The 23,982-nt window shown below is 34.8% G+C and carries 24 protein-coding genes, 1 tRNA gene and 1 pseudogene; 13 read left to right on the plus strand and 13 right to left on the minus strand.

All coding sequences use genetic code 11. The features are described 5' to 3' along the window. The first annotated feature begins 97 nt into the window (after positions 1-97). Positions 98-847: an RNA polymerase sigma factor SigI gene (gene sigI, locus CWS20_RS26530; protein WP_066196653.1), complete on the plus strand. Its 750-nt coding sequence runs from the start codon at positions 98-100 to the stop codon at positions 845-847. Then, a complete protein-coding gene (locus CWS20_RS26535; protein ID WP_066196655.1) occupies positions 844-2,034 on the plus strand; it encodes an anti-sigma factor domain-containing protein in 1,191 nt (396 codons plus the stop codon). Before sigI ends, CWS20_RS26535 begins: the two co-directional genes overlap by 4 nt. 36 nt (positions 2,035-2,070) lie before the next feature. Here the strand turns inward: CWS20_RS26535 and CWS20_RS26540 are convergent, their stop codons facing one another. Continuing rightward, positions 2,071-2,268 carry an alpha/beta-type small acid-soluble spore protein gene (locus CWS20_RS26540; protein WP_066196662.1) on the minus strand — a complete coding sequence of 66 codons (198 nt, stop codon included), beginning with the start codon at positions 2,266-2,268 and terminating at the stop codon, positions 2,071-2,073. Between the two features lie 222 nt (positions 2,269-2,490). Here CWS20_RS26540 and CWS20_RS26545 point away from each other — a divergent pair, with 222 nt between their 5' ends. Continuing rightward, positions 2,491-3,855: a TrkH family potassium uptake protein gene (locus CWS20_RS26545; RefSeq protein WP_066196667.1), complete on the plus strand. Its 1,365-nt coding sequence runs from the start codon at positions 2,491-2,493 to the stop codon at positions 3,853-3,855. Positions 3,856-3,911: 56 nt separating this feature from the next. Here CWS20_RS26545 and CWS20_RS26550 read toward each other — a convergent pair whose 3' ends face one another. Next, positions 3,912-4,262 carry a DUF3905 domain-containing protein gene (locus CWS20_RS26550; protein ID WP_066196670.1) on the minus strand — a complete coding sequence of 117 codons (351 nt, stop codon included), beginning with the start codon at positions 4,260-4,262 and terminating at the stop codon, positions 3,912-3,914. A 319-nt stretch (positions 4,263-4,581) separates the two neighbouring features. Here CWS20_RS26550 and ykzP point away from each other — a divergent pair, with 319 nt between their 5' ends. Both ykzP and CWS20_RS28300 read left to right on the plus strand, forming a co-directional pair. Next, positions 4,582-4,743: a protein YkzP gene (gene ykzP / locus CWS20_RS28295; RefSeq protein WP_172940661.1), complete on the plus strand. Its 162-nt coding sequence runs from the start codon at positions 4,582-4,584 to the stop codon at positions 4,741-4,743. After that, positions 4,743-4,901 (plus strand): hypothetical protein, encoded by a 159-nt coding sequence (locus CWS20_RS28300; protein WP_157090530.1) that lies wholly within the window; start codon positions 4,743-4,745, stop codon positions 4,899-4,901. Before ykzP ends, CWS20_RS28300 begins: the two co-directional genes overlap by 1 nt. 57 nt (positions 4,902-4,958) lie before the next feature. On the opposite strand, the gene CWS20_RS26555 is transcribed toward CWS20_RS28300, so the two are convergent. After that, positions 4,959-6,689 carry a B12-binding domain-containing radical SAM protein gene (locus tag CWS20_RS26555; RefSeq protein ID WP_066196673.1) on the minus strand — a complete coding sequence of 577 codons (1,731 nt, stop codon included), beginning with the start codon at positions 6,687-6,689 and terminating at the stop codon, positions 4,959-4,961. Between the two features lie 342 nt (positions 6,690-7,031). Between CWS20_RS26555 and CWS20_RS29140 the strand changes: the two genes are divergently transcribed. Next, positions 7,032-7,154, plus strand: coding sequence for a hypothetical protein (locus CWS20_RS29140; RefSeq protein WP_276328344.1), 123 nt, complete (start codon positions 7,032-7,034; stop codon positions 7,152-7,154). Here the strand turns inward: CWS20_RS29140 and CWS20_RS26560 are convergent. From CWS20_RS26560 to CWS20_RS26570, 4 genes are all read right to left on the minus strand, one after another. Continuing rightward, a complete protein-coding gene (locus tag CWS20_RS26560) occupies positions 7,151-7,357 on the minus strand; it encodes a hypothetical protein (protein WP_066196677.1) in 207 nt (68 codons plus the stop codon). The two genes, CWS20_RS29140 and CWS20_RS26560, sit on opposite strands and share 4 nt — an antisense overlap. A gap of 104 nt (positions 7,358-7,461) precedes the next feature. Beyond that, positions 7,462-7,611, minus strand: a complete 150-nt coding sequence (locus tag CWS20_RS28445; protein ID WP_162840978.1) for a hypothetical protein — start codon at positions 7,609-7,611, stop codon at positions 7,462-7,464. Between the two features lie 64 nt (positions 7,612-7,675). Continuing rightward, positions 7,676-7,906: a hypothetical protein gene (locus tag CWS20_RS27815; protein ID WP_142385428.1), complete on the minus strand. Its 231-nt coding sequence runs from the start codon at positions 7,904-7,906 to the stop codon at positions 7,676-7,678. A gap of 1,072 nt (positions 7,907-8,978) precedes the next feature. After that, positions 8,979-9,377 (minus strand): YozF family protein, encoded by a 399-nt coding sequence (locus CWS20_RS26570; protein WP_142385429.1) that lies wholly within the window; start codon positions 9,375-9,377, stop codon positions 8,979-8,981. Between the two features lie 258 nt (positions 9,378-9,635). Between CWS20_RS26570 and CWS20_RS26575 the strand changes: the two genes are divergently transcribed. Beyond that, positions 9,636-9,905: a hypothetical protein gene (locus CWS20_RS26575; protein WP_066196686.1), complete on the plus strand. Its 270-nt coding sequence runs from the start codon at positions 9,636-9,638 to the stop codon at positions 9,903-9,905. Between the two features lie 548 nt (positions 9,906-10,453). Here CWS20_RS26575 and CWS20_RS26580 read toward each other — a convergent pair. Both CWS20_RS26580 and CWS20_RS26585 read right to left on the minus strand, forming a co-directional pair. Next, positions 10,454-10,527: transfer RNA gene (locus tag CWS20_RS26580), tRNA-Arg, on the minus strand. Positions 10,528-10,696: 169 nt separating this feature from the next. Beyond that, positions 10,697-11,740, minus strand: a complete 1,044-nt coding sequence (locus CWS20_RS26585) for an acyltransferase family protein (RefSeq protein ID WP_066196688.1) — start codon at positions 11,738-11,740, stop codon at positions 10,697-10,699. A 283-nt stretch (positions 11,741-12,023) separates the two neighbouring features. On the opposite strand from CWS20_RS26585, the gene CWS20_RS26590 reads away from it, so the two are divergent. The 3 genes from CWS20_RS26590 (at position 12,024) to CWS20_RS26600 (ending at position 16,125) form a co-directional block, all read left to right on the plus strand. Beyond that, complete coding sequence (locus CWS20_RS26590) at positions 12,024-13,805, plus strand: methyl-accepting chemotaxis protein (protein WP_066196691.1); 1,782 nt, start codon at positions 12,024-12,026, stop codon at positions 13,803-13,805. Between the two features lie 190 nt (positions 13,806-13,995). Beyond that, positions 13,996-15,453, plus strand: a complete 1,458-nt coding sequence (locus CWS20_RS26595; protein WP_066196695.1) for a PAS domain-containing sensor histidine kinase — start codon at positions 13,996-13,998, stop codon at positions 15,451-15,453. 81 nt (positions 15,454-15,534) lie between these two features. Next, entirely contained in the window at positions 15,535-16,125 is a 591-nt protein-coding gene (locus CWS20_RS26600) for a DUF2087 domain-containing protein (protein ID WP_066196699.1), read from the plus strand. A 43-nt stretch (positions 16,126-16,168) separates the two neighbouring features. Here the strand turns inward: CWS20_RS26600 and CWS20_RS26605 are convergent, their stop codons facing one another. Next, complete coding sequence (locus CWS20_RS26605; RefSeq protein ID WP_066196702.1) at positions 16,169-16,957, minus strand: carbon-nitrogen family hydrolase; 789 nt, start codon at positions 16,955-16,957, stop codon at positions 16,169-16,171. Between the two features lie 326 nt (positions 16,958-17,283). Here CWS20_RS26605 and CWS20_RS26610 point away from each other — a divergent pair, with 326 nt between their 5' ends. Then, the gene (locus CWS20_RS26610) at positions 17,284-17,520 is read left to right on the plus strand and encodes an aspartyl-phosphate phosphatase Spo0E family protein (protein ID WP_066196705.1); all 237 of its coding nucleotides are present in this window, start codon (positions 17,284-17,286) and stop codon (positions 17,518-17,520) included. Between the two features lie 34 nt (positions 17,521-17,554). Here CWS20_RS26610 and CWS20_RS26615 read toward each other — a convergent pair whose 3' ends face one another. From CWS20_RS26615 to CWS20_RS26625, 3 genes and pseudogenes are all read right to left on the minus strand, one after another. Continuing rightward, complete coding sequence (locus CWS20_RS26615; protein WP_066196708.1) at positions 17,555-18,289, minus strand: ZIP family metal transporter; 735 nt, start codon at positions 18,287-18,289, stop codon at positions 17,555-17,557. A gap of 203 nt (positions 18,290-18,492) precedes the next feature. Continuing rightward, positions 18,493-19,723: pseudogene (locus CWS20_RS29255) on the minus strand (MFS transporter). Between the two features lie 230 nt (positions 19,724-19,953). Beyond that, complete coding sequence (locus CWS20_RS26625; RefSeq protein WP_066196714.1) at positions 19,954-21,441, minus strand: ATP-binding protein; 1,488 nt, start codon at positions 21,439-21,441, stop codon at positions 19,954-19,956. A gap of 214 nt (positions 21,442-21,655) precedes the next feature. Between CWS20_RS26625 and CWS20_RS26630 the strand changes: the two genes are divergently transcribed. Together CWS20_RS26630 and CWS20_RS26635 are read left to right on the plus strand one after the other, a co-directional pair. After that, positions 21,656-22,090, plus strand: coding sequence for a MarR family winged helix-turn-helix transcriptional regulator (locus tag CWS20_RS26630; RefSeq protein ID WP_066196717.1), 435 nt, complete (start codon positions 21,656-21,658; stop codon positions 22,088-22,090). A 163-nt stretch (positions 22,091-22,253) separates the two neighbouring features. Next, positions 22,254-23,948, plus strand: a complete 1,695-nt coding sequence (locus CWS20_RS26635; protein WP_066196720.1) for a M3 family oligoendopeptidase — start codon at positions 22,254-22,256, stop codon at positions 23,946-23,948. The last annotated feature ends 34 nt before the right edge of the window (positions 23,949-23,982 follow it).

The following is a 23,982-nucleotide window of genomic DNA, read 5'->3' on the forward strand; positions in this document are numbered from 1 at the left end:
CTACTAATGTGCTGACTGCAAATGATTCAGTGTATCTCACCCTTTATTATTCGCTTCATCTCTTATGATATAATGTTGGGGGATAAGAGGTGAGACCATGCTAAACGCACTGTTTAAAGGGAGAAAACGCGAAAAATCAGTCGAAGAAATGGTAGCTGAAATACAAGACGGAGATGAAAGTCTTCAGAATCAATTGATTGATACTTATAAACCTTTTATAGCGAAAACAGTATCATCTGTTTGCAGAAGATATATATACGAGTCAGACGATGAATTTAGTATTGGTCTGATTGCTTTTAATGAAGCGATTAATAAATATAGTCCGGATAAAGGCGCTTCATTAATTAGTTTTGCGGAAATTATTATTAAAAGAAGAGTGATAGATTATATACGCCAACAGTCAAGGCATAAAGCAATTAGCCTGGATTTACAGGAGAGCGAAATCACTTATCATGAGCAGGCAAGCGCTTTAATAGATGCGGAACTTTCCATAAAAGAATACTTAGAGCAACAGGATCAATTATCGAGAAAAGAAGAGATACTACAGTTTACAGTATTATTGGAGGAGTTCGGCTTAACTTTTAAGGAAATCGTCCATCACTCGCCAAAGCATGCTGATGCTCGAAAAACAGCGATGGAAATCGCACAAATAATTGCTGAAGACAAAGACTTAAAAAAACAACTCTTCGATACAAAAAGGCTGCCCATTAAGCAGCTTGAATTATTTGTTTCATCAAGCCGAAAAACAATTGAAAGAAACAGAAAATACATTATAGCTATGACATTAATTCTATGTGGTGAATTTATATATTTGCGGGATTACTTGAAAGGGGTGTTAGAAACGTGAAAAGAGGAATCATTGTAGATGTAAATGACCGTTTCTTAACCCTCTTGACTGAAGAAGGAGAGTTTCTGCGCAGTAAAAGGTATGAAGCACACTATGAAATTGGACAGGAACTTGATTTTTACCCTTTAGAGGAAAAGAAGAGATTAGCTGCTGAGCACTTTAAATTCATTAAGGCAAAACCAATCATTGCTAGTGTGCTTTTGTTTGTATTTTTTGTAAGCTTCGTATTATTACCGGTAAATGAAGAAGATAATATATACGCTTATATGTCGATTGACATTAACCCAAGCATTGAAATAGGTGTGAACGAGAAATATCAAGTCATAGATATGATCTCTTATAATAAAGATGGAGAAAGCATCGTAGCAAATATCCCCGATTGGAAAAAGAAGGACTTCGATTCGGTCATTTCTGAAATAATCAATCAATTAAAAATTCAAGGATTTGTAGATCATAATAAAGATGTGCTCATTGGAACTGTAATAAAAGATGAAATTTCAAATGAAAAACATTTAAATCAGCATATGGATCATGTGAAGAATGAAATGGAAAAAGAAATGTTCAATGTGAAGCTAGTTGAAGGTTCTGAAAAAGAAAGGTCAATAGCGAAAGAGCAGGGGGTCACCATTGGCCAGTATATAGAAAAACAAAGTTCAAATAAGAATAAAGAAAAGGAAGACCAGCAAAAACTGCAAGAAAAATCACGTGTAGAAGAAAAGTCTAATCGTTCTGATGTCGATATTGAGCCGGTAAACGAAACATTAATGAAAGCAGAGCAATCGACAAAAGCGAGCTCGGATAAGGGTAACGATAATCGAAGGAAAAATCACGAAGATAAAAATCACGAAGATAAAAATAGCCTAAGGCATAGTGATGATGCATGGCAAGCGGAACAGAAGAAGGAAAAACAATCTGAAAAAAAAGAAAAGCATCATAAAGGTAATGACGATTGGAAGAATGAAGAGAAATATGAAAAACATTCAGAAGAGCGTCAGCAAAACTATTCAGACAGAGACAAGGAAGATAAGAGGCAACATCGTCAACAAAAAGAAAAGGACGAAAGTGATAATAAGGGTAATGATAAGGGGAAAGATAGAAGAAACGATTCAAATAAAGATCATCAACAATCACATGATAATAAGAGGCATAAAGAGTGGAAAGATAATGATATGGAAAGAGAGAATTAAAAAGTCCGGATTGCTCCGGACTTTTTTCCATAATATTTAGTTTTGTTTGCCTGACAATTCAGCCTGTGCTTGTTGCACAAGTCTTTTTGTAATTTCTCCGCCAACGGAACCGTTTGAGCGTGAAACTGTATCTGAACCAAGGGTTACACCAAATTCTTGAGCGATTTCATATTTAACCTGATCTAAATATTGTTCAATGCCAGGCACTAATAGTTTATTACTGCTCTTTGCCATAGTAACTAACTCCTTTATTTTGTATTACAGTAGAAAATGTTTTTTCTCTGTATTTGTAGTATGAAATGGAAAGGGAATTTTCATAAATGGTAATTATTATGGACTCATCCAATTCAATCTATAAATGCAAAAAATATTGAAGAAAAAATAATGCTTTTAAAAATAATGTAAATTATATATGATAGAGCTTAAGCAAATTTTATGACTGAAGGTGAACTTTCCATGTGGAATGATTGGAAAAGCTGGATAAAACGAAGGTCACCAGCCCAAGTAATTACAGCCTATTATATTGTGTCAGTAACTATTTCGGTAATGCTATTAAGACTTCCTGGTGTACATTTGCCAAATGTAGAGGTTCCTTTTATTGATACAGTTTTTACAGCTGTTAGTGCAGTCAGTGTGACAGGATTAACAGTTGTTAATATATCTGAAACTTATAGTGTGTTTGGTTATTTTGTCATCATGCTGATCATGCAATTTGGCGGTATAGGTATAATGGCGTTAGGAACGTTTTTCTGGCTTTTATTAGGTAAGAAAATCGGTTTGCGAAGCAGAAGGCTAATCATGGTTGATCATAATCAATACGCCCTTTCTGGCCTAGTTCAATTAGTAAAGGAAATTGTGAAGATTATTGTTGTTATAGAAATAATTGGAACACTCATATTAGGATTTCATTTTTTGAAATATTACTCGACGTGGGAAGAAGCATTTTTGCAGGCGCTATTTGCTTCCGTAAGTGCGACAACAAACGGCGGATTGGATATTACAGGCGCGTCAATGATTCCTTATGCGGGAGACTATTTTGTTCAATTTATTACAATCATATTAATTACATTAGGTGCAATAGGATTTCCTGTTTTGATTGAACTCAAGGAATTTTTATTTAGGCGGAAATGGGATTTGGATGTGCCTTATCAATTTACTCTATTTACGAAATTAACAACGATTACATATGCTGGCCTGTTAGTATTTGGAACATTGATTATCATATTATTAGAATTCCAGCATTTCTTCAGGGGAATGTCCTGGCATGAAAGCTTCTTCTATGCCTTTTTTCAATCGGGCACAACCCGAAGCGGCGGTTTGGCTACGATGGATGTAAGTGAATTTACAATGCCAACGTTGTTAGTTATGAGTATAATGATGTTTATCGGAGCCTCTCCAAGCTCAGTTGGCGGTGGAATTAGAACAACAACATTTGCCCTCAATATATTGTTTATATGGCATTTTGCTCGAGGAAATAAAGATATAAAAGTATTCCGGAGAGAGCTGCATCATGATGATATTTTAAAATCATTAGTGATTACGATCCTAGCTATGATCATTTGTTTTACATCAGTAGTGATCATGAGCATAACTGATAAGCATTTACAGTTAATTGAAATCATCTTTGAAGTATGTTCAGCATTCGGAACAACCGGGCTTTCAATGGGCATCACAGCAGAACTAAGCAACATCGGAAAAATCATCATCATGGTCCTAATGTTTGTAGGCCGAATCGGATTAACCTCATTCCTCTATATAATCGGAGGAAAAACCGAAAAAACAAACTACCACTATCCAAAAGAACGCATCATCATAGGTTGAAGTGATTGTCGAAAAATGTCGGTGCCTGTCACCGACATTTTTCGACTTTATTGTGGTTAATCAGTGCCATGACTGACGTCTTTTGTTGGATGGGAGAAAGGGTATTCTGGGTTTGTTTGGTTTTCAATTAGTTCTTTGTTTTCGGGTGTATTCCAGCCGATATCATTGGTTGGGTGAACCCATTCTTCACCGGCCATAATCGCCGGGTCAATCTCATCGCTCCAGTTTTCAAGCGGAGAGTTGCTGGAAATATAGCGGCTATCTCCAATTGTGACACCATATGAATTGATAAATGGCGGTTGCAAATGTTTGCCAGTTCCTTTAAAGCTAGGTGCTTCAATTTGATGGGGCAGGGTATCATCTATCCCGTAGCTCTCACCGTGTTGCTGCTTCGTTTTCTTTGTCATAAAATCACTCCTTTTTGCAGAAAACAATTATAATTTATTTTTTGTCGTAGGCATTTTATTATGTTCTCACTCTCAAAGTAATTTTAGGAAGGAATATCTTCTTCTTTAATGGCGAAACATAAAGTTGACTTCGAAGGGGATGCTTTTGGCAGAAGTAATTCCTGGAGAAGCAGGAAAAAGCACCAAGGTAAGCTTGTCTAAGCGACAAAAAAAGGCTGTTAATGCAATAGCATAGCAACTGATTGACACATAAATAAATGATTGACGCCTATCCAAATGAGATTATCGCTATGTGGCAAATCTTTAAGGAGGAATGATGATGACAAAAAGAAAAGCATCACATCATGCAGTGGAAAAATATAGTAAGACCCCGCGGGCTAATCGTCAGGATGCAGATTTTTCAACAGAATTCGCAAGTGGAGAAAATCCTATGAAGGGTGCAAATAGAAACTCTAAGCAGGGAAGAAAAGGACGATCATAATGATGCACAAAATAAAAAATGAGCGCAACCCAAAAAACTTAAATACAAACGTAGAATTCGGAATGGAATTCGGCGATATGAATGCCTCAAAAATATATGACATAACAAGTGAAGGCAGTAAAAGCAAAACAAGAGCTGCAAAAAATAAAAATCTTTGAAAACGTCGAAAGATGTCGGTGAACGGCACCGACATCTTTCGACATAACCTTATTTAATTACGATGCAAAGATGGTTGCTTCTTCGCGGGCGAAGTAAACGAGTAGGGTGGATACTTCTTTTTTTATTGTGCCATCTGCTAAATATTGGCTTAGGTTGAATGGCAATTTTTCGAGAATGGTGTGTTTATATATTTCTTTTTCGTTTAAGTTCAGCTGAGCAAATTCTGCATTTAAGTGGGATGGATTTTTTAAATAATACTGGTAAAGTGAAGATCTTTCAGCTTTTTCTAAGCCGGATTGCCACCACGGTTTTCTTGGCTTATACTTCAGCGAAGATAAATAGTCGAATTTCATCAAACCTTCAACAATGTCAAGCTCTGCAATTCCCTTAAATGCTAAGAACTCAAATAGTCTTCTATAAAGGTCCTCTAATTGATGGCCAATTCTTGACCAGCCTTTTTGTTCCCAATATCCACCAAATTCCTGGAAGAAATCAAAAGGAGTTGGGAAGACATGAGTAACCAAATATTCCACTGTTTTATCCATTCGATGGTCATTCCAGTACTTCTCAAGAACATCTTCGACTTGCTTAATCCTAATAATATCATCAAAGGATAAAACATTATTGCCGAGTATTTCATATGGAGAGTGATCCATATAAATATATTGATGCTCCTCCGCGCGAATTCTTAAGCCAGTTCCGCGCAGCATCTTTAAAAATCCAAGCTGCAACTCTTCCGGTCTCATTGCAAACACATCATTGAATGTCTTTTTAAACGTATCATAATCCTCTTCAGGTAAACCTGCGATTAAATCAAGATGCTGATCTATTTTTCCGCCATCTTTAACCATCGTCACTGTGCGAGTAAGTTTCTGGAAGTTTTGCTTTCGCATAACAAGTTCATTAGTGTGATCATTAGTGGACTGAACCCCAATTTCAAATCTAAATAAGCCTGGAGGTGCAGTTTCATTAAGAAACGCGATGACTTCCGGTCTCATAATATCGGCTGTAATTTCAAATTGAAAGACGACGCCAGGAAGATGTTCATCAATTAAAAATTGGAACATTTCCATCGCATAGCTGCGGCTAATATTGAATGTCCTGTCTACAAACTTAATTGTTTTTGCACCATTAGCCATTAAGTAACGAATATCTTCCTTCACCTTTTCTCTATCAAAGTAACGGACACCAACTTCAATAGAAGAGAGGCAAAATTGGCAGCTAAATGGACATCCTCGGCTTGTCTCAATATAGGTTACACGCTTAGATAAATGAGAAATATCCTCCTCAAACCGAAAAGGAGAAGGGAGCTCCCGCAAATTCAGTTTATTACTTTGCGGAGTTATTTTTACTTTTCCTTCTTTTCTGTAAGCAATCCCGGGTACATTTTCAAATTGCTTTGCACCGTTAAGCTCAGTTAACAACTGTTTAAAAGTATGTTCACCTTCACCAATAGCGATGAAATCAAATTCTTTCACCGTTTCCATCCACTCAAGTACATCATAAGTAACCTCTGGTCCACCGGCTACAATTTGAATAGAGGGATCAATTTTTTTTATCATCTTTATTACTTTTATAGTTTCTTCGATATTCCAAATATAGCAGCTAAACCCAATCACATTTGGTCTTTTGCCAATTAAGTCTGTAACAATATTCATAATTGGATCTTTAATTGTATATTCTGCAAGCTCAATTTCAAACTCTGGCGCTGCATAAGCTTTTAAATACCGAATCGCTATATTAGTATGGATATATTTTGCATTTAATGTAGAAGCAATTACTTTCATTGAACTTTTAACTCCTTTAATAGCAGTACATTTCATTTTAGCATACTTTAAGCTAAAAAAGAAAAACTGAATTTCACGCTAACAATACAATAATTTTACAGTCTATTTAAGCTGACTCAATATTTATTTGTTATCTTTAGTTGTATAAAGGATGAAAGGAGTGATCGCTTGCTAACTCAATTGCAGATTAGCTGGCATCGTTTTTGGTATTTAAATTATAATTATATTTTGGATACTTCAGTTCCAGATTCTTTATTCGTTCCGCTGTTAAAAAAATCAACTTATCATCAAAAAAAATTAATCTTCTTATTTAGAAAAAGAAAGGGAGAGGAGTAAATGATCATGAATCTGTTTTTTTCTCTGTTTAAGAGGGAAGAAAAGCCATCCATTATAACAGATGACGAAGATGATTTTTATTATGAAGAAATAGATTATAACGAAGAAGACCGCCACTATTTTTACTAATGGCAATTCGGAAAAGGGTGTATATCCTGAATGCTATAGATGTCATATTGTTTTAAAGCAAATTGCGATTGATATAAATATTCGATTACTTGTAATTTACCTCCAGAAATTCCACATAAGATGCCAGAAGTTCCTTGTCCATTTGTAAAGGAAATACCAATTGGCTTACCCATTAGCCTTACAATTTTATGATGCCATTGCATTTAATCACTCCTTATTTATAAAGGATATGATTTAGCTGCTGAATATGGAACGATCATCAATAAACAAATAAAAAAAGCACTTATACTAAAGTGCTTAAGAAAAATTATTCCTCATTATTAATTTTGCCATCATTACCTTTATCGATGCCAGTTGCATTATTTACCACTTGAGAAAAAAAGTTTAGTCCTTGATCCATTGCATTCATTTCATCAGATTTTTGTCCGATTTCTTTTGATTTTTCATTTTCGTTCATACGACACCTCCTAAAGATAGGATGTGTAAATTAAATAATAAATATCCTTTATAGTTGGACGAAACTAATCTTTATCAAGATCGTTATTAAAGAATGATTGATTGTCTTTGCTTTCTGTTATTCCTAATTTATTCTTTATCTCACCAAGATCTTTTATGATATTGTGAGTATTTACCCATGCTGAAATAGAAGCAATGAGTGCGATTACAAGACAAATGATTATTAGAATTGTGAACATCATTAATTTCCTTAAGTTATTTATTTTGATGGCCTCTGACGGGATTCGAACCAGCACTCACCTATGTTAAGCATAGGTTAGGGGGAACACGCTTTCCTACGGACTTTCACCGGCAAAGAATTTCACCTGCCCCAGCCCATTTTGCTTTTCGGTGCTTCTGGTGCATCTGAAACCCTTACATTAAGACCAGGTTATAAAATTGTTTTCCGGCGCTTGCTCATCTAAAGCTACAGAGGAATTAAGAAAATCATATGTCATTTTTTAGAAAATATCAAGAGGAATGTAATGAACTGAATATTATTTTTCAACTTTAAGCCTTTCTCGATAGAGAGGTTTTTTTGTCACATTTGCAGTTTGTTTAAAAAGGAAAGCTGCAAGATGGTTTGGGCAAGAATTTCGCCCTTCAGCAACGGCAATATTTGCGTCAGCACCCTCATTTTATGGTTCATTTTCCGGAGTATTTGCGCACCATTTATTATTAAGAAGTGATTGGTGTACTAACGAAAAAAGCCTAAAGATATAGGCGTTAACAATTGTCTTTCTCCATAAATAGTTGAAAACCGTAATTTAAAATAGCAAGTGAATAATACACAAGAAATAATCCAGCAGCATTTAATTTATTTAACTTAAAATGACCTATTTTTTGAAAAAGTGCACTTAAAGGATAAGCGAATAGTAAATCCATTATTAGATTACATATAGCATATATTGAGAACTTTCCATACGTAAAATGAAATATCCAGAGGTTGATAGGAAAAAATGGGCCGAAGATAAAAGCAAGATCATCAAAGATAAGATATTTAATTCCACCCTGTACTTTCCACCATTTAAATTTGAAATTTAATAAGGATTGTATTAGTAGCAGGCAGGAACAAAATAATGAAACGGGTAAATATCTTTTAAAGGATTTTTTTGGGAGAAAGATAAAAGTAAGCACCCATATAATAATCGCGTTCCCGATTCGAAAGTAATTTGCAATCAAAATAACCACTCCACATTTTTTCTTATTATGTGTGGTTATTGATAAATTTTATTCATTAAAAAAGGATTGTTTGAACTTACGTAATACGTGGGATTCGAGGAAAAGAAAAAGAGGGGATAATCAAGCCTCTCTAAAAGATTTTTATTTTTATTGTAATTCAAAAGTAAATTGATCTCTAAATTTTCGTTTGTCTATGCTTTTATCATTTTTCAGCGTCCAAGTAACTAAGACCTTCAATTTTGTTGCCTTCGTATATAGAGGAAAGTTTGAATGATGAAATATTGGTTCTGTTGCTTTAACACTTTCGCGATCTATTGTGAATAATTCATATTCTGATGTTGACCCTGGATGGTCTCTATATGCTTCAACTCTAACTAGTTCTACATTATTACCATTTATGTTTGTTACATCCATACTATAAAAATTATATAAATCTGGATTATGTGATATATTGCTCTGCTTATCTTCATTATCAGGCTCTGCGATTTGAACTTTCCATTGTTTGGATGATTTAGTTAAAGGCAAATTATCCAATGGTTTTGCCAAGATGTTAGTTGTAGCAGTGAAAAAAAGTAACGCTATGAATGAAAAGGCAACTCACTTTTTCATATATACACATCCTCTATTTTTTTTATTTATTTTTCTATTATTTGGTAAAATATATACACTAAATGTACTTTTTTTTGATTACTCCTCCTTCTTATTAACTAATTTATTTAGGCTGATATTGGAAAAACAAAACATATTTTTGTTTATTCTGATAAAATAGTTATTTATAACTAGGTATAAAGTGAGGGGTTTGTTTTGGATATTAAAAAAAGAATGGATCTAATAAAATCAAGGGTTGAACAAATAGAAGAAAAGAGTATAGATGGACGTGCAAATATAAATGTATATACTATTTCCAATGATATAGAGTGGTTTTGCCATGTAATTCATCTACAGCAAGAGGATATAGAATCACTAAAAAAGGTGAATTTAAGATATTTTAAAGCATTAAATGAGATAGAACCTATTCATAAAAGTGGGAGGGTTAAGCAAATAGCAAGAGAAGCGTTAGGAAATAAAAGATAGATGGAGTTTATTCAAAAGGCTGACTATGCTTGGAAGAAAAGCGCCTGTGAAAAGAAGAAGTCAGCTAAAGGTAAGAATTACTGAGCGCCTTCACGCCATCTTGGTGGTCCTATTAAGGATCATCCTTGCGGCTGACACGGAGGTTGATACGGTTAAAAAATGTGTACTTATCAACCCACGCCTTTTTAGCATGTTTTTCAACTATTCACACCTCTTCTTGTATGAACCTGTAAATATAGGAGCTGAGTAAATGAATGGAAACAGCTGCAGCATTTGTTTAGCATAACTCGAAATGGCGTAATCCAATCGGCAAATGACGGCAAAGGGAAAACAGAGGTTAAATCACAAATCGACAAAAAATAAAAGAAGCCCTGATAAATCAAGGCTTCTTGGTATGGAGAATAGGGGGCACGAACCCCTGACCTCATCGCTGCCAAAGTAGAGGTTGTTGGTCGAATACGATGATGGTTATGTGGATAAAAAGAGTTAAAAATTAAAAACAGCCGATAAACCTTATATACCAAGGTCTATCGGCTATCATTCTAGAGCGTCCCAGATAGGAATCGAACCTACGACCTACAGCTTAGGAGGCTGTCGCTCTATCCTGCTGAGCTACTGGGACATAAACTTGTAAATTAGTTAACGTCAATAGATAATTATAGACTGAATTTGTTTAATGGTCAATATAAAAAAGTTAAGCTTTACTGCGCAAAAAAGAAGAATTACAGTTTTGATTCAATTAGCAAGAAAAAAGGCATTCATGACAGAAGTCAATGAAATGCCGTTTTTGTTTATTCTAATCGATATTTTTTTCTGTAAAACCTTAATGCTGCACTCAATCTTATCTTTAAGCTTTTATATCTTGTTGTGCTTAGTTCAATGAGTGGCTGAGTAATCGCTGTCACCAGCTTGCTTGAAAGGAGCAATGCTAGCAATAGGGATACCCCTGCCAGCAACAGGAAGCTCTCGACATCATTGAAGAAATCTTGGACATCACTTTCACGGAATACTCGAACAAAAAATCCATGCAGCAAGTAAACATATAGTGTGTTTCTACCAAGGTTTGTAAAGAAATACTGCTTATTAGGAATAAATGTCAAGAAAGCAACCACCATGATAAAGCTTATTATATAAAAACCTAATCTTGTAAACATCGAGCTCATTGATGCTTCATCGACAACTGCATATGGTTTTGATCCTAAAAGCCACTCATAATTAATTCCTGGATTTGTATAAAATAATACGAACACAGTGACAAATACAAGTAATGAACCTAGTCGGACGGATGGCCGTAGTAATGCGTAGAAGTGTTCCTTCTTAGCTAGATACCCCAATAAGAAGAATGGGAAAAATACAAAGGTCCGTGATAAACTCATAAAATTAGAAATCCAATCAACATAACCGACGGCAAGACCGATCATGACTGCCACACTGATTGCAACTATTGGATTGAATTTTGCGAATACTAATAATAACAAGTGCCAGAAAAATAATGAAATTAAGAACCATAGCGACCAGTGTGGATTTAATGGATCAAGTGCAAACGACGACTGGTTATTCAAAAAGTAATAAAACACAGAATATATCGCTTGGAAAATTAAATATGGGATAATGAGCTTTTTAGCGATTTTTTTAATATATCCCTTTTTGTAATATCCTTTGGCAAAAAAGCCAGACACTAAAATAAATGCAGGCATATGAAAAGTATAAATGACTTTATATAGTGTATAGATTGTTTCACTATCTTCAATAAAAGATTGGATTAAGTGTCCGAAAACGACAAAGATAATTAAGATAAACTTTGCATTGTCAAAAAAATAATCTCGCTGTTTCATAAATCCTCCTCTATTAAAGACCCCCCAAAACATATTACATTATATACCCTTTCATAATTTAAATAAACGGTTATTTGCATGTGATTCAATGGGTAATGATCTAAATTATGGAATTTGAATAATATGAATTATAATATTTTATAGGTAAAAAGACTTATTTTTGCGCGATTTAATCCTTCAAAATTCCTTGTTGTTAAACTATAATAAATAAAGAAAATAGTATAAAAGTTGCGATTTTAGCAGATTTAAATGCTGCAATACGGAGGTTAGAGGAGAGAAATTCATGAAAAAAAAGAAGAAAAATCATAAGATACCAAGTGGGAATAAAAAGAAACGGAAAAATATTATTCAATATCTATTGCGGTCTAAATTTTGGAAAGATTCAAAAATCGGTCGAAAGTATGGATTTGCTTTATGGCTGACAATTGGCGTTTTTTCAATCTCTATTGCCATATCTTTTATGATGTTGACTTTTGCCAACATTAGAATGGAGGATTCAGAAGAAGCAAGCAACAGAGCTTTAGAAATTGCTGATATCACTACTATATTTCACATGAAAGGTACGACAATTGGCAATTATATTATTGATTCAAACCCAAAACACTTAAATACATATAGTGAACTTGAAGAGTTGTTTTTAACTAAGGAAGATGAGGTTCTTTCTTTGCTGCAATCTAATGAGACGAAAAAGCTATTAGCAAAAATAGCGGAATCAGATAAAAAATTGAATGACCTCTTTTATGAGACAATTGAACCTGAGGTAAGGCTTCATCGAGTAAGAGAGTACCGATTAGGTAAATTACAGGCTGATAATATTATTAATGAAACTGTTGAGGATTTAAATACCTTGCTGCTTACTGTGAAGGAAGAGCAACAATCAGCAGTAAATCAGGCATCCGCAACTATGAAGACGACATTAGTTGTTTTGATCGCTTCACTCATTCTTTCAGCAGTATTCGGTATTATGTGCAACTATTATATAGGTCGGATTATTGCAAGAAGATTGAATGAAGTTGTTGATATTTCGAATGAAATTGCAGCTGGAAATCTCAATGCTAAAGATATTAGTCTGGATAATCAAGATGAAATAGCTGAGGTTGGCCAGGCGACAAATGCAATGAAAAATAAATTACAATCTATGATAAAAGAAATAAATGGAATATCCGCAGATGTAACACAGAAAAGCAGTGAGCTTGCCAATGCATCATCTGAGGTGGCCTCAGCTAGTCAGCAAATTTCTTCAACGATGCAGGAATTATCGGGTGGTGCAGAAGAACAAGCTGGCTCAAGCAGTGATTTATCAAGAGTGATGGAAGATTATTTACTGAAAGTTGATGGTGCAAAGACAAATGGTGAGTCAATTTCTGCCATGACCAATGATGTACTGCAATTAACAATTTCAGGTAATTCTTTAATGAAAAGCTCTCAAAGTCAAATGGATAAAATTAATGAAATTATGAAGGATTCAGTTCAAAGAATGAGTGGATTGGATACTGAAACGAAGGAAGTCTCAAAACTTGTTGGTGTCATACAGGATATTGCAAACCAAACAAATTTACTTGCACTTAATGCTGCAATTGAAGCTGCTCGAGCTGGAGAACAAGGGCGGGGCTTTGCGGTAGTAGCTGACGAAGTAAGGAAATTAGCTGAGCAAGTTTCTTATTCGGTCAATGACATTACGAATATCGTAACAGGTATACAAAATGAGTCGTCTAAAGTTGCCTTAACTCTGCAAAACGGATATGAACAAGTTGAAAAAGGTACAGAGCAAATTCAAATGACGGCGCAAACATTCGAAGAGATATCAAATGCAGTGGATGTAATGACCAAACATGTTAATGACATTACAGTCAATCTTGAAACAGTAGCTAATAATTCTGTGATGATGAACGAATCGATAGAAAATATTGCAGCAGTCTCTGAAGAATCAGCTGCAGGAATTGAACAAACGAGTGCATCAGTCACTCAGACAAATCAGTCAATAGAAGATATTTCAAAAAATGTTCAATCGCTTTCAGAATTAGCAGTCAGGTTAAATCAAATGATAAAAGCATTTAAAATTTAGTTAGACGAGGCTATCCATTCAATCGATTTACATTGAATGGATAGCTTTTTCATTTTAATAAAAATAGTTAAAAACAAGGTCAAACTAGGCTTTATAATATCTTTTTTCATATGATTTACAAAAAGAGGAATTTGACGATATTTGTAGAATTATGAGCTAAGTGAGATTATGCTTTAGGGGGTAAAATGGATTGCCTACATCTAATGATTGGAATCAAAGACGAAAGATAATAGATAAACTTTCTCAAGAAGAAGGTATTTATTCTGAACTGTTTATGGAAGCGATAGATGGGATAGTGCTTTGGGAAGATGGAGGATGGATCATTCATGCGAATGAATCAGCCTGCCGCATTTTTGAAAGTTCTTATGAAGATTTAATACAACATAAAATCAGTGATTTTATTTATCAGAGTGATGAAAAGCAATTTCTAATTTTTCAAGCATTATATAAACAAGGGGCTATTAGAGATGAATTGCAATTTTTAATGCCTAACGGGCAGTATAAGACACTTGAATTTACGATGAAATTAAAGTCATATGAAGGCTATCATATGGCTATATTTCGAAATGTAAGCGAAAGGTATATGATGGAGGTAGAGCTAAGGAACAGTGAGCTAAAGTTTCGTAAAGTATTTGAAGGAGCGCTTGAAGGAATCATCTTATGGGATGCGGCTGGACATATATTCGATATAAATCCTTCAGCTGAAAAAATGCTACATTCAAAAAAGCATAACTTAATGGGAAAATCATTAAAATACATAATTACAGAATTTTCAGGTGATGTAAGTGAAGTAAAAAGTGCAGTGAAGAAATTAATGGATGATGGAACATTTGAAGGTTCAATAGAGCTGAAAACGAAAAACGATGAAACAAAAAGGTTTGAGTATTTAAGTAAATACAATTTGTTTTCAAACTACACATTAACAACTTTTAAGGATATCACTGACAAGGCGGAAATGGAAGAAAGGTTAAAAAAGTCAGATACGCTAAATGTTCTTGGACAGTTAGCAGCTGGCATTGCTCACGAAGTTAGAAATCCAATGACAGCTGTAAAAGGGTTTATTCAGTTGCTTGAAAGCTCAATGGATAAGGAACATTCAATGTACTTTAATATTATTTCAACTGAACTAGCAAGGATTGATTCGATCATCAATGAGTTTTTATTTTTATCTAAACCACAAGCGGTAAAATATATGGAAAATGATATCATCATCATCATGAGAGAAACAGTGAAATTATTGAATGCACAGGCATTACTCAATAATATACAGTTTCGAACTTATTACGAGTATGGACTTCCATCTATTCTTTGTGAAGGAAATCAATTAAAGAAGGTATTTATTAACATTATTAAAAACGCAATTGAGGTGATGCCTAAGGGTGGTTTTATCACTATTACAATACAATCATTTAATGAGGATAGCGTGAAGGTTTCGATTGAAGATGAAGGCGGAGGAATTCAGGAAGATAAATTAGATAAACTCGGCCAGCCGTTTTTTACGACAAAAGAGAGGGGGAACGGACTTGGATTAATGGTATCCTATAAAATTATTGATGAGCATAAAGGAAGTGTAAAAGTAGACAGCATCGAAGGCAAAGGGACAACTTTTAATATATATTTGCCAAAAATCAATCAAAAAATTTTTTAGATAAAATTGAAAAGCGTTGACTTATGTTTTTTAATTTGATATATATCTAATTAGATGTTTATAAAACTTGGAGGAGATATAGTGCAGTTAAGCCGTATAGTTGCTTTTCATAAAACGATGGGTGATCCAACGAGAATTCGAATAATTTATTTATTGTCGAAGGGTCCGCTGCATGGGCAGGCAATTGCAGGAAAACTTGGTTTAACCCCGCCGACAATTACCCATCATTTACACAAATTAAAAGATATTAATCTTGTCTACACGAGAAGAGATAAAAACACAATCTATTACTATTTAAATGAACGTGTACTTAAGCATCAGGCTCAAACTTTAGAGAATATCATTGATGAGAAAGGAGTCCTTGAAGAAATGGATGAGGTAAAAGATACGAAAAGTGAACACTATAAAGTAATCAATAATTTCTTTTCAGCAGATGGGAAATTAAAATCAATCCCTGCCCAAAGAAAGAAGAAGCTAATTATATTTGAACACTTAATTAAAGGGTTAAAAAAAGGTGTAAAATATGAAGAAAAAGAAATTAATCAATACATTAAGCAATTTCATGATGACTATGCAACGATCCGCAGGGAGTTTATCACCAATCAGTATATGTATCGGGAAAATGGGATTTATGAAGTGAATCCATCAGAAATGTGGGCAAAGATAGATTAAATATCAACGGACGAACAATGATATTGTGCGTCCGTTTTTTCAGTCAATAATATTCAGGTTTTCTATCAGAGAAAATAGGAATAATCTCTCTGACTTTATCGACCTCTGAAAGATCGATAACTGCCTCGACACTCTCTTTACGATCTCCGCCCTCAGCTAAAATTTTTCCCCAAGGGTCAATAATCATTGAATGGCCGGCAAAATCATTATTTGGATCAGAACCGACTCTATTACATGCAATAATAAAGCATTGATTCTCGATCGCCCTTGCCTGCAATAATGTGCGCCAATGATCTAGTCTTGGAGATGGCCATTCAGCAACGACAAAAACTGCCTTGGCTCCTTCAAGAACATGGGCACGTATCCATTCAGGAAAGCGGATATCATAACAAATGACACCGGCAAGCTTTTCTCCATCTAGTATGAAGTTGCCTTTTTCACTGCCAGCTGCTAAGTATTTATGTTCATCCATCAATTTGAATAAATGCAGCTTACTATAATTTTGAACATGAGTACCTTTTTTATCTACTGATATCATTGTATTTAGCAATTGTTCATTTGCTTTTGTTGCAACAGACCCACCTACAATATGTACATGATATTTAAGGGCGAGCTGTTTGAGAAATTCAACTGTCTCTATACCTTCATGATCAGCAGAATGGTTTAGATTAGTTAAATCGTAGCCAGTGGTCCACATTTCTGGTAATACAATGATATCTGGTTTAGCTTCAGATTGGCAGACTTCGTGGATAAAGTCTTCAACCGCTTTATAATTTTCTGATGGCTTCCCAAAGCTAATGTCCATTTGGAGACAGGCAATCTTCATTTTCATTCGTCATCTCCCCTATTCGCTACGAATATTCATATGTTTAAATCCTATTAATTAAGTTATCTTATATCTATCAGTTTTTCAATATAAATGTAACATATCAAGCTTTATTACTATAAAGCGGGAGTGTGATTAAGTGTTTTGCAGCATTATTTGGCGAAAGAATTGGTGAAATTTGATGAAAAAATTGTCGAACTTGAATAAAATAAAAAAAGAATGTCTAATTTTGCGAATCTATTTACTTTTATAAAGATTCTTGTGATAATTCTTCAAGTGGATAAAAATAGATGATCTAGATAAATAGAGTTTAGAAATTAGGAGGAAATAAGTTGAGGTCAAATCAAGAAAGATTATTAGAAAATATTCATAGAAAGAGAGAGGTGATGGTAGAATCGGCTAAGACTAATGGAATAAGCAGTGAACTAACCATTCGTTATAGCCAGGAGCTCGACGTGCTTATTTATGAATATCAAATGCTGACAACACATTCTAAAAGGTTGCAAACAGGAAACATTAAAATGTATTTTAAAGAATTTATCGGAGCGTTAAAGAAGGCGGCAGTCTAAATAAATAAGGATCTAAAAGGATAGATCCTAATCTTTAAAATAACTCTATGAGCAAGACCATGAACAATAGACCAATGATAAAGGAATAGGTCGAGGTTCTCTCATGTCCATCACCGTGACTTTCCGGTATAAGCTCTTTGTAAATAATAAACAGCATCGCACCAGCCGCAAATGCTAACCCGTACGGTACTAAGTAGGAAACATAGCTTGTTAAATAATAGCCTAATAACCCAGTAACAATTTCAATCGTCCCAGTTAAGGTTGCAATAAGAAATGCTTTAATCTTGCTGATTTTTTGATTCACTAGAAATAATGCAACTAAAAAACCTTCTGGGGCATTTTGAAGCCCGATTGCAAATGCAATGAGATTGCCTGTATCGCCACCATTTTCCGAGGCATAGCTAACGCCAACAGATAAACCTTCAGGTATATTATGAAGGGTAATGGCTGCTATAATTAACATCGCTTTTTCGTCAAATTCAATCCCTTTTTTTGAATGTTCGAGATCAATATGCGGAATGTTTTTTTCTAGAAGGGTTAAGGTAAATACCCCTAAAAATGTTCCGATAGCAAGTGGTAAGAAGCCTCCGATACTCAGCGCCTCAGGAATGAGCCCCATTGTGGACGCAGCCATCATGATGCCGGCAGTAAAAGCCAATAATGTATCCCGCCAACGATGGGTCATGGACCCGCTTATAAATAGAATAATTAAAGCACCAAGTCCTGTTGACATGGCTGAAAGTATAGTACCAAATAATACATCACTCATCTAATCCCGCCTTTCTTAGCAATAGGAAAGTTAAATTTATGTTGGCGAATGGCCAAGTTTAAATGTATGGATGTTAATAAACTTTGCTTAATAAATAAATTAGTATATGAAAAAGCCAACTTGTTGTCCTTGTGGTTTCAGAAAGTTTTTCCGTCAACTATTAAGAAATTGCTCCATCAAGTGGCACCATGTTCTATAGAATTTTAATTGCGATTCCATTCTGTTACAGTTTTGTCAGATGGAAGGAACAGTGTAATTAAGCCTATCACTGGCAGCAGACCGGTAAGAATCATCGTCGCAGTCAAACCAATGCCATCAATTAAATAACCTAGTGCAATTGAACCGATAGCACCCATACCGAACGCAAATCCAACTGTCAGACCAGACATCATCCCTATTTTACCTGGAATTAATTCCTGTGCATATACGACTGTGACCGAGAAGCTGAGCATTAAAATAAATCCGGTTAACCCTAATAAAATAAATGCGAAAGCAGACGGGACAAATGGTATAAGGATTGATAAGGGTAAAGAAAGCATCATAGAAAGAAAAATGATATTTTTTTTACCAAAGCGGTCTGCCAAAGGTCCACCAAAAAAGGTTCCAAGCGCACCAAATACTAAAAATGTAAATAAATATAGCTGAGCCTGGCTAATGGAAAAATCGTATTTTTCAATTGCATAAAAAGCATAAAAGTTTGTCATTCCAGATACATACCATGATCTGGCGAAAATTAATATTAAAACAAGCAAGAGTGAAAATTTTACGGCTTTAGATATTGGTTTTACTTCTTTTTTTTGCATAGTTTCCTTTTGATTTTTTTTGTCTCTCATTTTGCAGGTTTTTTGCATACCAAATGGCAATATAGGTGAGGAGGCAAACAGCTATAAAAGCAGCGATTGTAAACCATGCTGCGCCCATTTGTCCAAATGGAACGAGAATGAGAGCGGTGATTAATGGGGCGAGCGATTGGCCAGCATTCCCCCCTACCTGATAAATTGACTGTGCAAGACCTCTGCGCGGACCTGCAGCCATATAGGCGACTCTTGATCCTTCGGGATGAAAAATCGCTGAACCTAGACCAATAAATAAAACTGAAACCACAATCCATTCGTATTTAGGGGCAAAGGCTAACCCGATAATACCTAGCAGTGTAATGCTTAAGCCAATAGGCAAGGCGAAAGGGAATGGCTTTTTATCTGTCATGTTTCCGATGACAGGCTGCAATAGTGAAGAGACAATATTAAGTGCAAAAGCAATAATTCCTAGCTGGGTAAAAGTCAATCCCATTGATTTTTCAAGGATGGGAAACATCGCAGGGATAATTGCTTGAATGGCATCATTTAAAAGATGGCATAATCCAATGATGAATAAAATACGATAGCTGGTATTTCCCTTAGTTGTATAAGCTTTTGCTGCTATTGCTTGGCTCATAAAAAAGACTCCTTTAATTATTAATTGTGAAAAGAATATGTAAAATGATTACGAATTAATTATTGGAGTTTTACCACAATAAATCAAGCATTTCTTTTATATATACATGATTAAGCTTCAGATTGTTCAGCAATTTTCAAATAGTAATCTATGATTTCATTAACAGAAAAAAGAGCCTTTCAGCTCTTTTTATTATCCATAATTGGCCAACGTTGTATACATATATCTGATTATGAAGGTTGAAGCGGCAAGGAAATTACCACCTCTGTACCAACGCTCTCCTTACTTGTTATCGCTATTTCACCTTGAAATGATTCAATGATTCTCCGGCATACGACTAATCCTAATCCTGTTCCTGAATCCTTTGAAGTAAAAAAGGGCTGAAAGATTTTATCCATATCTTCTTTGCATATACCTGACCCTGTATCTTTAATAACTAATAAACAATTTTGTTTTTTTCTTATAATCGAAAGTGATAATTTTCCATAGTCGGTCATTGATTCGAGTGCATTTTTAGTAATATTTAAAATGACTTGTTTCATTTGATCTTTATTGCAATAGATAAAAATTGGCTCTTCAGGCATTGAAACCTCATAATCAATGTTAGCTAAATTCGCTTCGGATTTAATTAATGGTTCAAGCTCGCGGATAATACAATTCAGATTAATCTTGTCTATTTTTTGAATAGTTGGTTTCCCTAAAATAAGAAATTCACTGACAATCTCATTTATTCGATTGATTTCATCGTTGATGATGGAGAAATAGTATTGGTCTTGGGTCGCAGTATGTTTTTCCCCTAATAATTGAATCAAACCCTTAATACCAGTTAATGGATTTCTTATTTCATGTGCGGTACTTGCCGCCAAATTACCAACGAGTTCAAGCTTCTGCAACTCATTTTGCTTTTTTTCCAAATTTGTTTGTCTCTTTAACATAATGTATTTCAGAAAAAAGAAGAGAATATTTGTTAGGATGAATATAGGTAATGAGATCAATATGATTCTCTTGATAATGCTGTTTTGATTCGCTTCGGCTATTTTTACCTCAATATCCCAAGGCAGCCTGTCAATGGGCAGTACGATAGATTGATCAGATTGCAGCAGTCCTTCATTAAGGCTCATTATTGACTCGCCATTTGTATTATAAATGGAAACCTCTGCATTTGGTGTGAGCATTTGCATAATATTTTGCATATAGTCTACTCGTAAATGGGCTCCGACAATCATAGGAGAGCCAAAATCCTCATCGACAAGTGGTTTTGCGATTCCAACTATTTCTTGACCGTTTGGTAATTGCTCCAATTGGTCAGAGATTACGAGATCGTTTGTGCGAACTACCTCCTGAATGTAGCTATGCTGCGATAAATTCAGGTTTGTAAGATAAGGAGAAGAGCCTGATTGCACGACGCCATGTTGATTTAATAAAAACACTCCTCCATATCTGGGATCCATTGTTTCCGTTTTTAAAAGCAGTTTGTCAATTTGTGATTTTTCACTATTTGCATCCAATGCGATTGAGAGAATTTCTAGTGTAGTAACAGTTTCCGAAATAAATTGATCCCAATTGCGCTGATGGATGGTAGCTATCCATTTAGCGTCCTCTGTCCGCTCTTTCATATCCTGCTCTAAAACAATGTGTAAACATGACCCTACGCCGATCATTGTAGGAACTATCACAATGATTAAATATAGTAGTATATTTTTTTTTCTTTTTTTCATCGAATTTTTCTACTCCGTATACAATTTTCATTCTTTGGTTGAATGTTCCTCGTTAGTTTGTTAAATTTGTACCTATCAGTTTGAGATGGATTAAATCCCAATTATTTTCCTTTTGTAACATATTAGAAATTGACAGGCTTCCATTCGTTTTTTATAATTAGTTTGAATTCAAGAAGTTCCGATTTTAAATAAATTGCAAAGGATTGGATAGTAAATGAACGACACGAGCCAATCACTCAAAGTTTATATTGTATTATCAAGGGCATACCGTGCCATAAATGAACATGTGAATCGAAGAATTCAGACCTATGGATTGAATCCGACAGAATTTGCTGTGCTAGAGTTACTATATCATAAAGGCAATCAACCTTTACAGCAAATAGGTGGAAAAATTCTTTTAGCGAGCGGGAGCATTACTTATGTTGTTGATAAACTGGAGAGTAAAGGTTATCTTAGGCGAGTCGCTTGCCCTAATGACAGACGTGTAACCTATGCTGAAATTTCTGATGAGGGAAGAAAGTTTATTGAAGATGTGTTTCCTGGACATGAAGAATATATACATGAACTAATGAGTGAACTAACAACAGAGGATAAAGATACAGTCATCCATTTGGTGAAAAAATTAGGAATATCGGTAGGTAATCGATAAAAACGGTTCTATAGAGCCGTTTTTTATTTTACTCTTTTTGGAAAATAGTAGCTTCAGTGGAAGGGATATGTAAAAACATGTCGAATCTTTGTAGGAGAAGCATCTATAATTAAAAGGAAAGTATTTAGCAAGTGAGTTTAAATTATATAGGGGGTAAATAAGTATGAAGTTTTCAGAATATGACTATATACGTCCAAACTTGGAGGTGATTGAAAATCGATTTAATCAAGCACTAGAAAAATTAAATGCTGCTCAATCAGCTGATGAACAAATTCTAGCAATGAATGAAGTAAACACAATAAGAAATGATGTCAACACGATGGGCAACATAGCGTACATCAGGCATTCCATTGATACAAATGATGAATTTTATAAAGCTGAGCAGGATTATATTGATGAAGTTGAGCCTCAAATTGAGGGATACATTACAAAGTATTATGAATACCTAGTTAACTCTCCATATCGTAAAGAACTTGAGGAGCAATGGGGGAAACAGTTATTTGCTCTCGCAGAAGCGCAATTAAAAGTATACTCGCCGGAAATTGTTCCGCTCCTGCAAACTGAGAATAAATTATCCAGCGAATATACAAAGCTGATAGCTTCTGCAAAAATTCCGTTTGATGGACAAGAGCTAACATTGGCGCAAATTGAACCATATACTGAGTCTACCGACCGTTTAATAAGAAAAAGCGCAAGTGAAGCTAGGTTTAAATTTTTATCTGACAACGAGCCACAGTTAGATCGCATTTACGATGAATTAGTTAAGGTAAGAACAGAGATTGCACAAAAGTTAGGCTATAATAACTTCGTTGAGTTAGCTTATTATAGAATGGATAGGACAGATTATAATGCCGATATGGTGAGAAAATTCCGCAAGCAAGTAGAAGAATATATCGTCCCGATGGCTACAAAGCTGAAGGAAAGACAAAGGGAAAGAATAGGCGTTGATAAGCTGAAATATTATGATGAGCCTTTTAATTTCAAGACTGGTAATGCAGTGCCAAAAGGAACTCCGGACTGGATTATTGGCAATGGACAAAAGATGTATGATGAGTTGTCAGAAGAAACTGGTGCATTTTTCACATTTATGAATGATGCTGATTTAATGGATCTTGTTGCGAAAAAGGGCAAAGCAGGCGGGGGATATTGTACATATATAGAAAACTATAAATCGCCATTCATTTTTTCGAATTTTAATGGAACATCTGGGGATATTGATGTCCTTACTCATGAAGCAGGGCACGCATTTCAAGTATATAAGAGCAGTCATTTTGAAATACCTGAATATATTTGGCCGACATATGAGGCTGCGGAAATCCATTCAATGAGCATGGAGTTTTTTACATGGCCATGGATGAAGTATTTCTTTAAAGAGGATACAGAGAAATATCAATTTTCGCATTTGAGCTCTGCATTGCTATTTCTTCCATATGGCGTTGCTGTAGATGAATTCCAGCATTGGGTGTATGAAAACTCAGCAGCGTCACCGGAAGAGAGAAAATTTGCTTGGCGCAATATCGAGAAAAAATATATGCCGCATAAAGATTATGATGATAATGAATATCTGGAAAACGGCGGATTCTGGCAGCGCCAAGGCCATATTTACAACTCTCCATTTTATTACATTGATTATACATTAGCGCAAATATGTGCATTTCAATTTTGGAAGAAGTCAAGAGAGAACCATGAGGAAGCATGGAAGGATTATTTGCATTTATGTACTTTAGGAGGAAGTAAGCCATTTACAGAATTAGTAGCCGAGGCTCATTTGATTTCTCCATTTGAAGAAGGATGTGTTGAATCAGTTGTAGGTGAAATCGAAAAATGGCTAAATAGTGTAGACGATAAAAATTTATAAAACAAAAAAATGAAAAAGGCAATGAAGATCGAAA

Source organism: Cytobacillus horneckiae (assembly GCF_002835735.1).
Classification (GTDB): domain Bacteria; phylum Bacillota; class Bacilli; order Bacillales; family Cytobacillaceae; genus Cytobacillus; species Cytobacillus horneckiae.

Excerpts from the sequence above, each read along its gene's own strand:
- sigI (WP_066196653.1), top strand. The coding sequence starts at position 98 with ATGCTAAACGCACTGTTTAAAGGGAGAAAACGCGAAAAATCAGTCGAA.
- CWS20_RS26540 (WP_066196662.1), bottom strand. The coding sequence starts at position 2,268 with ATGGCAAAGAGCAGTAATAAACTATTAGTGCCTGGCATTGAACAATAT.
- CWS20_RS26545 (WP_066196667.1), top strand. The coding sequence starts at position 2,491 with ATGTGGAATGATTGGAAAAGCTGGATAAAACGAAGGTCACCAGCCCAA.
- CWS20_RS26550 (WP_066196670.1), bottom strand. The coding sequence starts at position 4,262 with ATGACAAAGAAAACGAAGCAGCAACACGGTGAGAGCTACGGGATAGAT.
- ykzP (WP_172940661.1), top strand. The coding sequence starts at position 4,582 with ATGACAAAAAGAAAAGCATCACATCATGCAGTGGAAAAATATAGTAAG.
- CWS20_RS28300 (WP_157090530.1), top strand. The coding sequence starts at position 4,743 with ATGATGCACAAAATAAAAAATGAGCGCAACCCAAAAAACTTAAATACA.
- CWS20_RS26555 (WP_066196673.1), bottom strand. The coding sequence starts at position 6,689 with ATGAAAGTAATTGCTTCTACATTAAATGCAAAATATATCCATACTAAT.
- CWS20_RS29140 (WP_276328344.1), top strand. The coding sequence starts at position 7,032 with ATGAATCTGTTTTTTTCTCTGTTTAAGAGGGAAGAAAAGCCATCCATT.
- CWS20_RS26560 (WP_066196677.1), bottom strand. The coding sequence starts at position 7,357 with ATGCAATGGCATCATAAAATTGTAAGGCTAATGGGTAAGCCAATTGGT.
- CWS20_RS28445 (WP_162840978.1), bottom strand. The coding sequence starts at position 7,611 with ATGAACGAAAATGAAAAATCAAAAGAAATCGGACAAAAATCTGATGAA.
- CWS20_RS26585 (WP_066196688.1), bottom strand. The coding sequence starts at position 11,740 with ATGAAACAGCGAGATTATTTTTTTGACAATGCAAAGTTTATCTTAATT.
- CWS20_RS26590 (WP_066196691.1), top strand. The coding sequence starts at position 12,024 with ATGAAAAAAAAGAAGAAAAATCATAAGATACCAAGTGGGAATAAAAAG.
- CWS20_RS26605 (WP_066196702.1), bottom strand. The coding sequence starts at position 16,957 with ATGAAAATGAAGATTGCCTGTCTCCAAATGGACATTAGCTTTGGGAAG.
- CWS20_RS26615 (WP_066196708.1), bottom strand. The coding sequence starts at position 18,289 with ATGAGTGATGTATTATTTGGTACTATACTTTCAGCCATGTCAACAGGA.
- CWS20_RS26625 (WP_066196714.1), bottom strand. The coding sequence starts at position 21,441 with ATGAAAAAAAGAAAAAAAAATATACTACTATATTTAATCATTGTGATA.
- CWS20_RS26630 (WP_066196717.1), top strand. The coding sequence starts at position 21,656 with ATGAACGACACGAGCCAATCACTCAAAGTTTATATTGTATTATCAAGG.
- CWS20_RS26635 (WP_066196720.1), top strand. The coding sequence starts at position 22,254 with ATGAAGTTTTCAGAATATGACTATATACGTCCAAACTTGGAGGTGATT.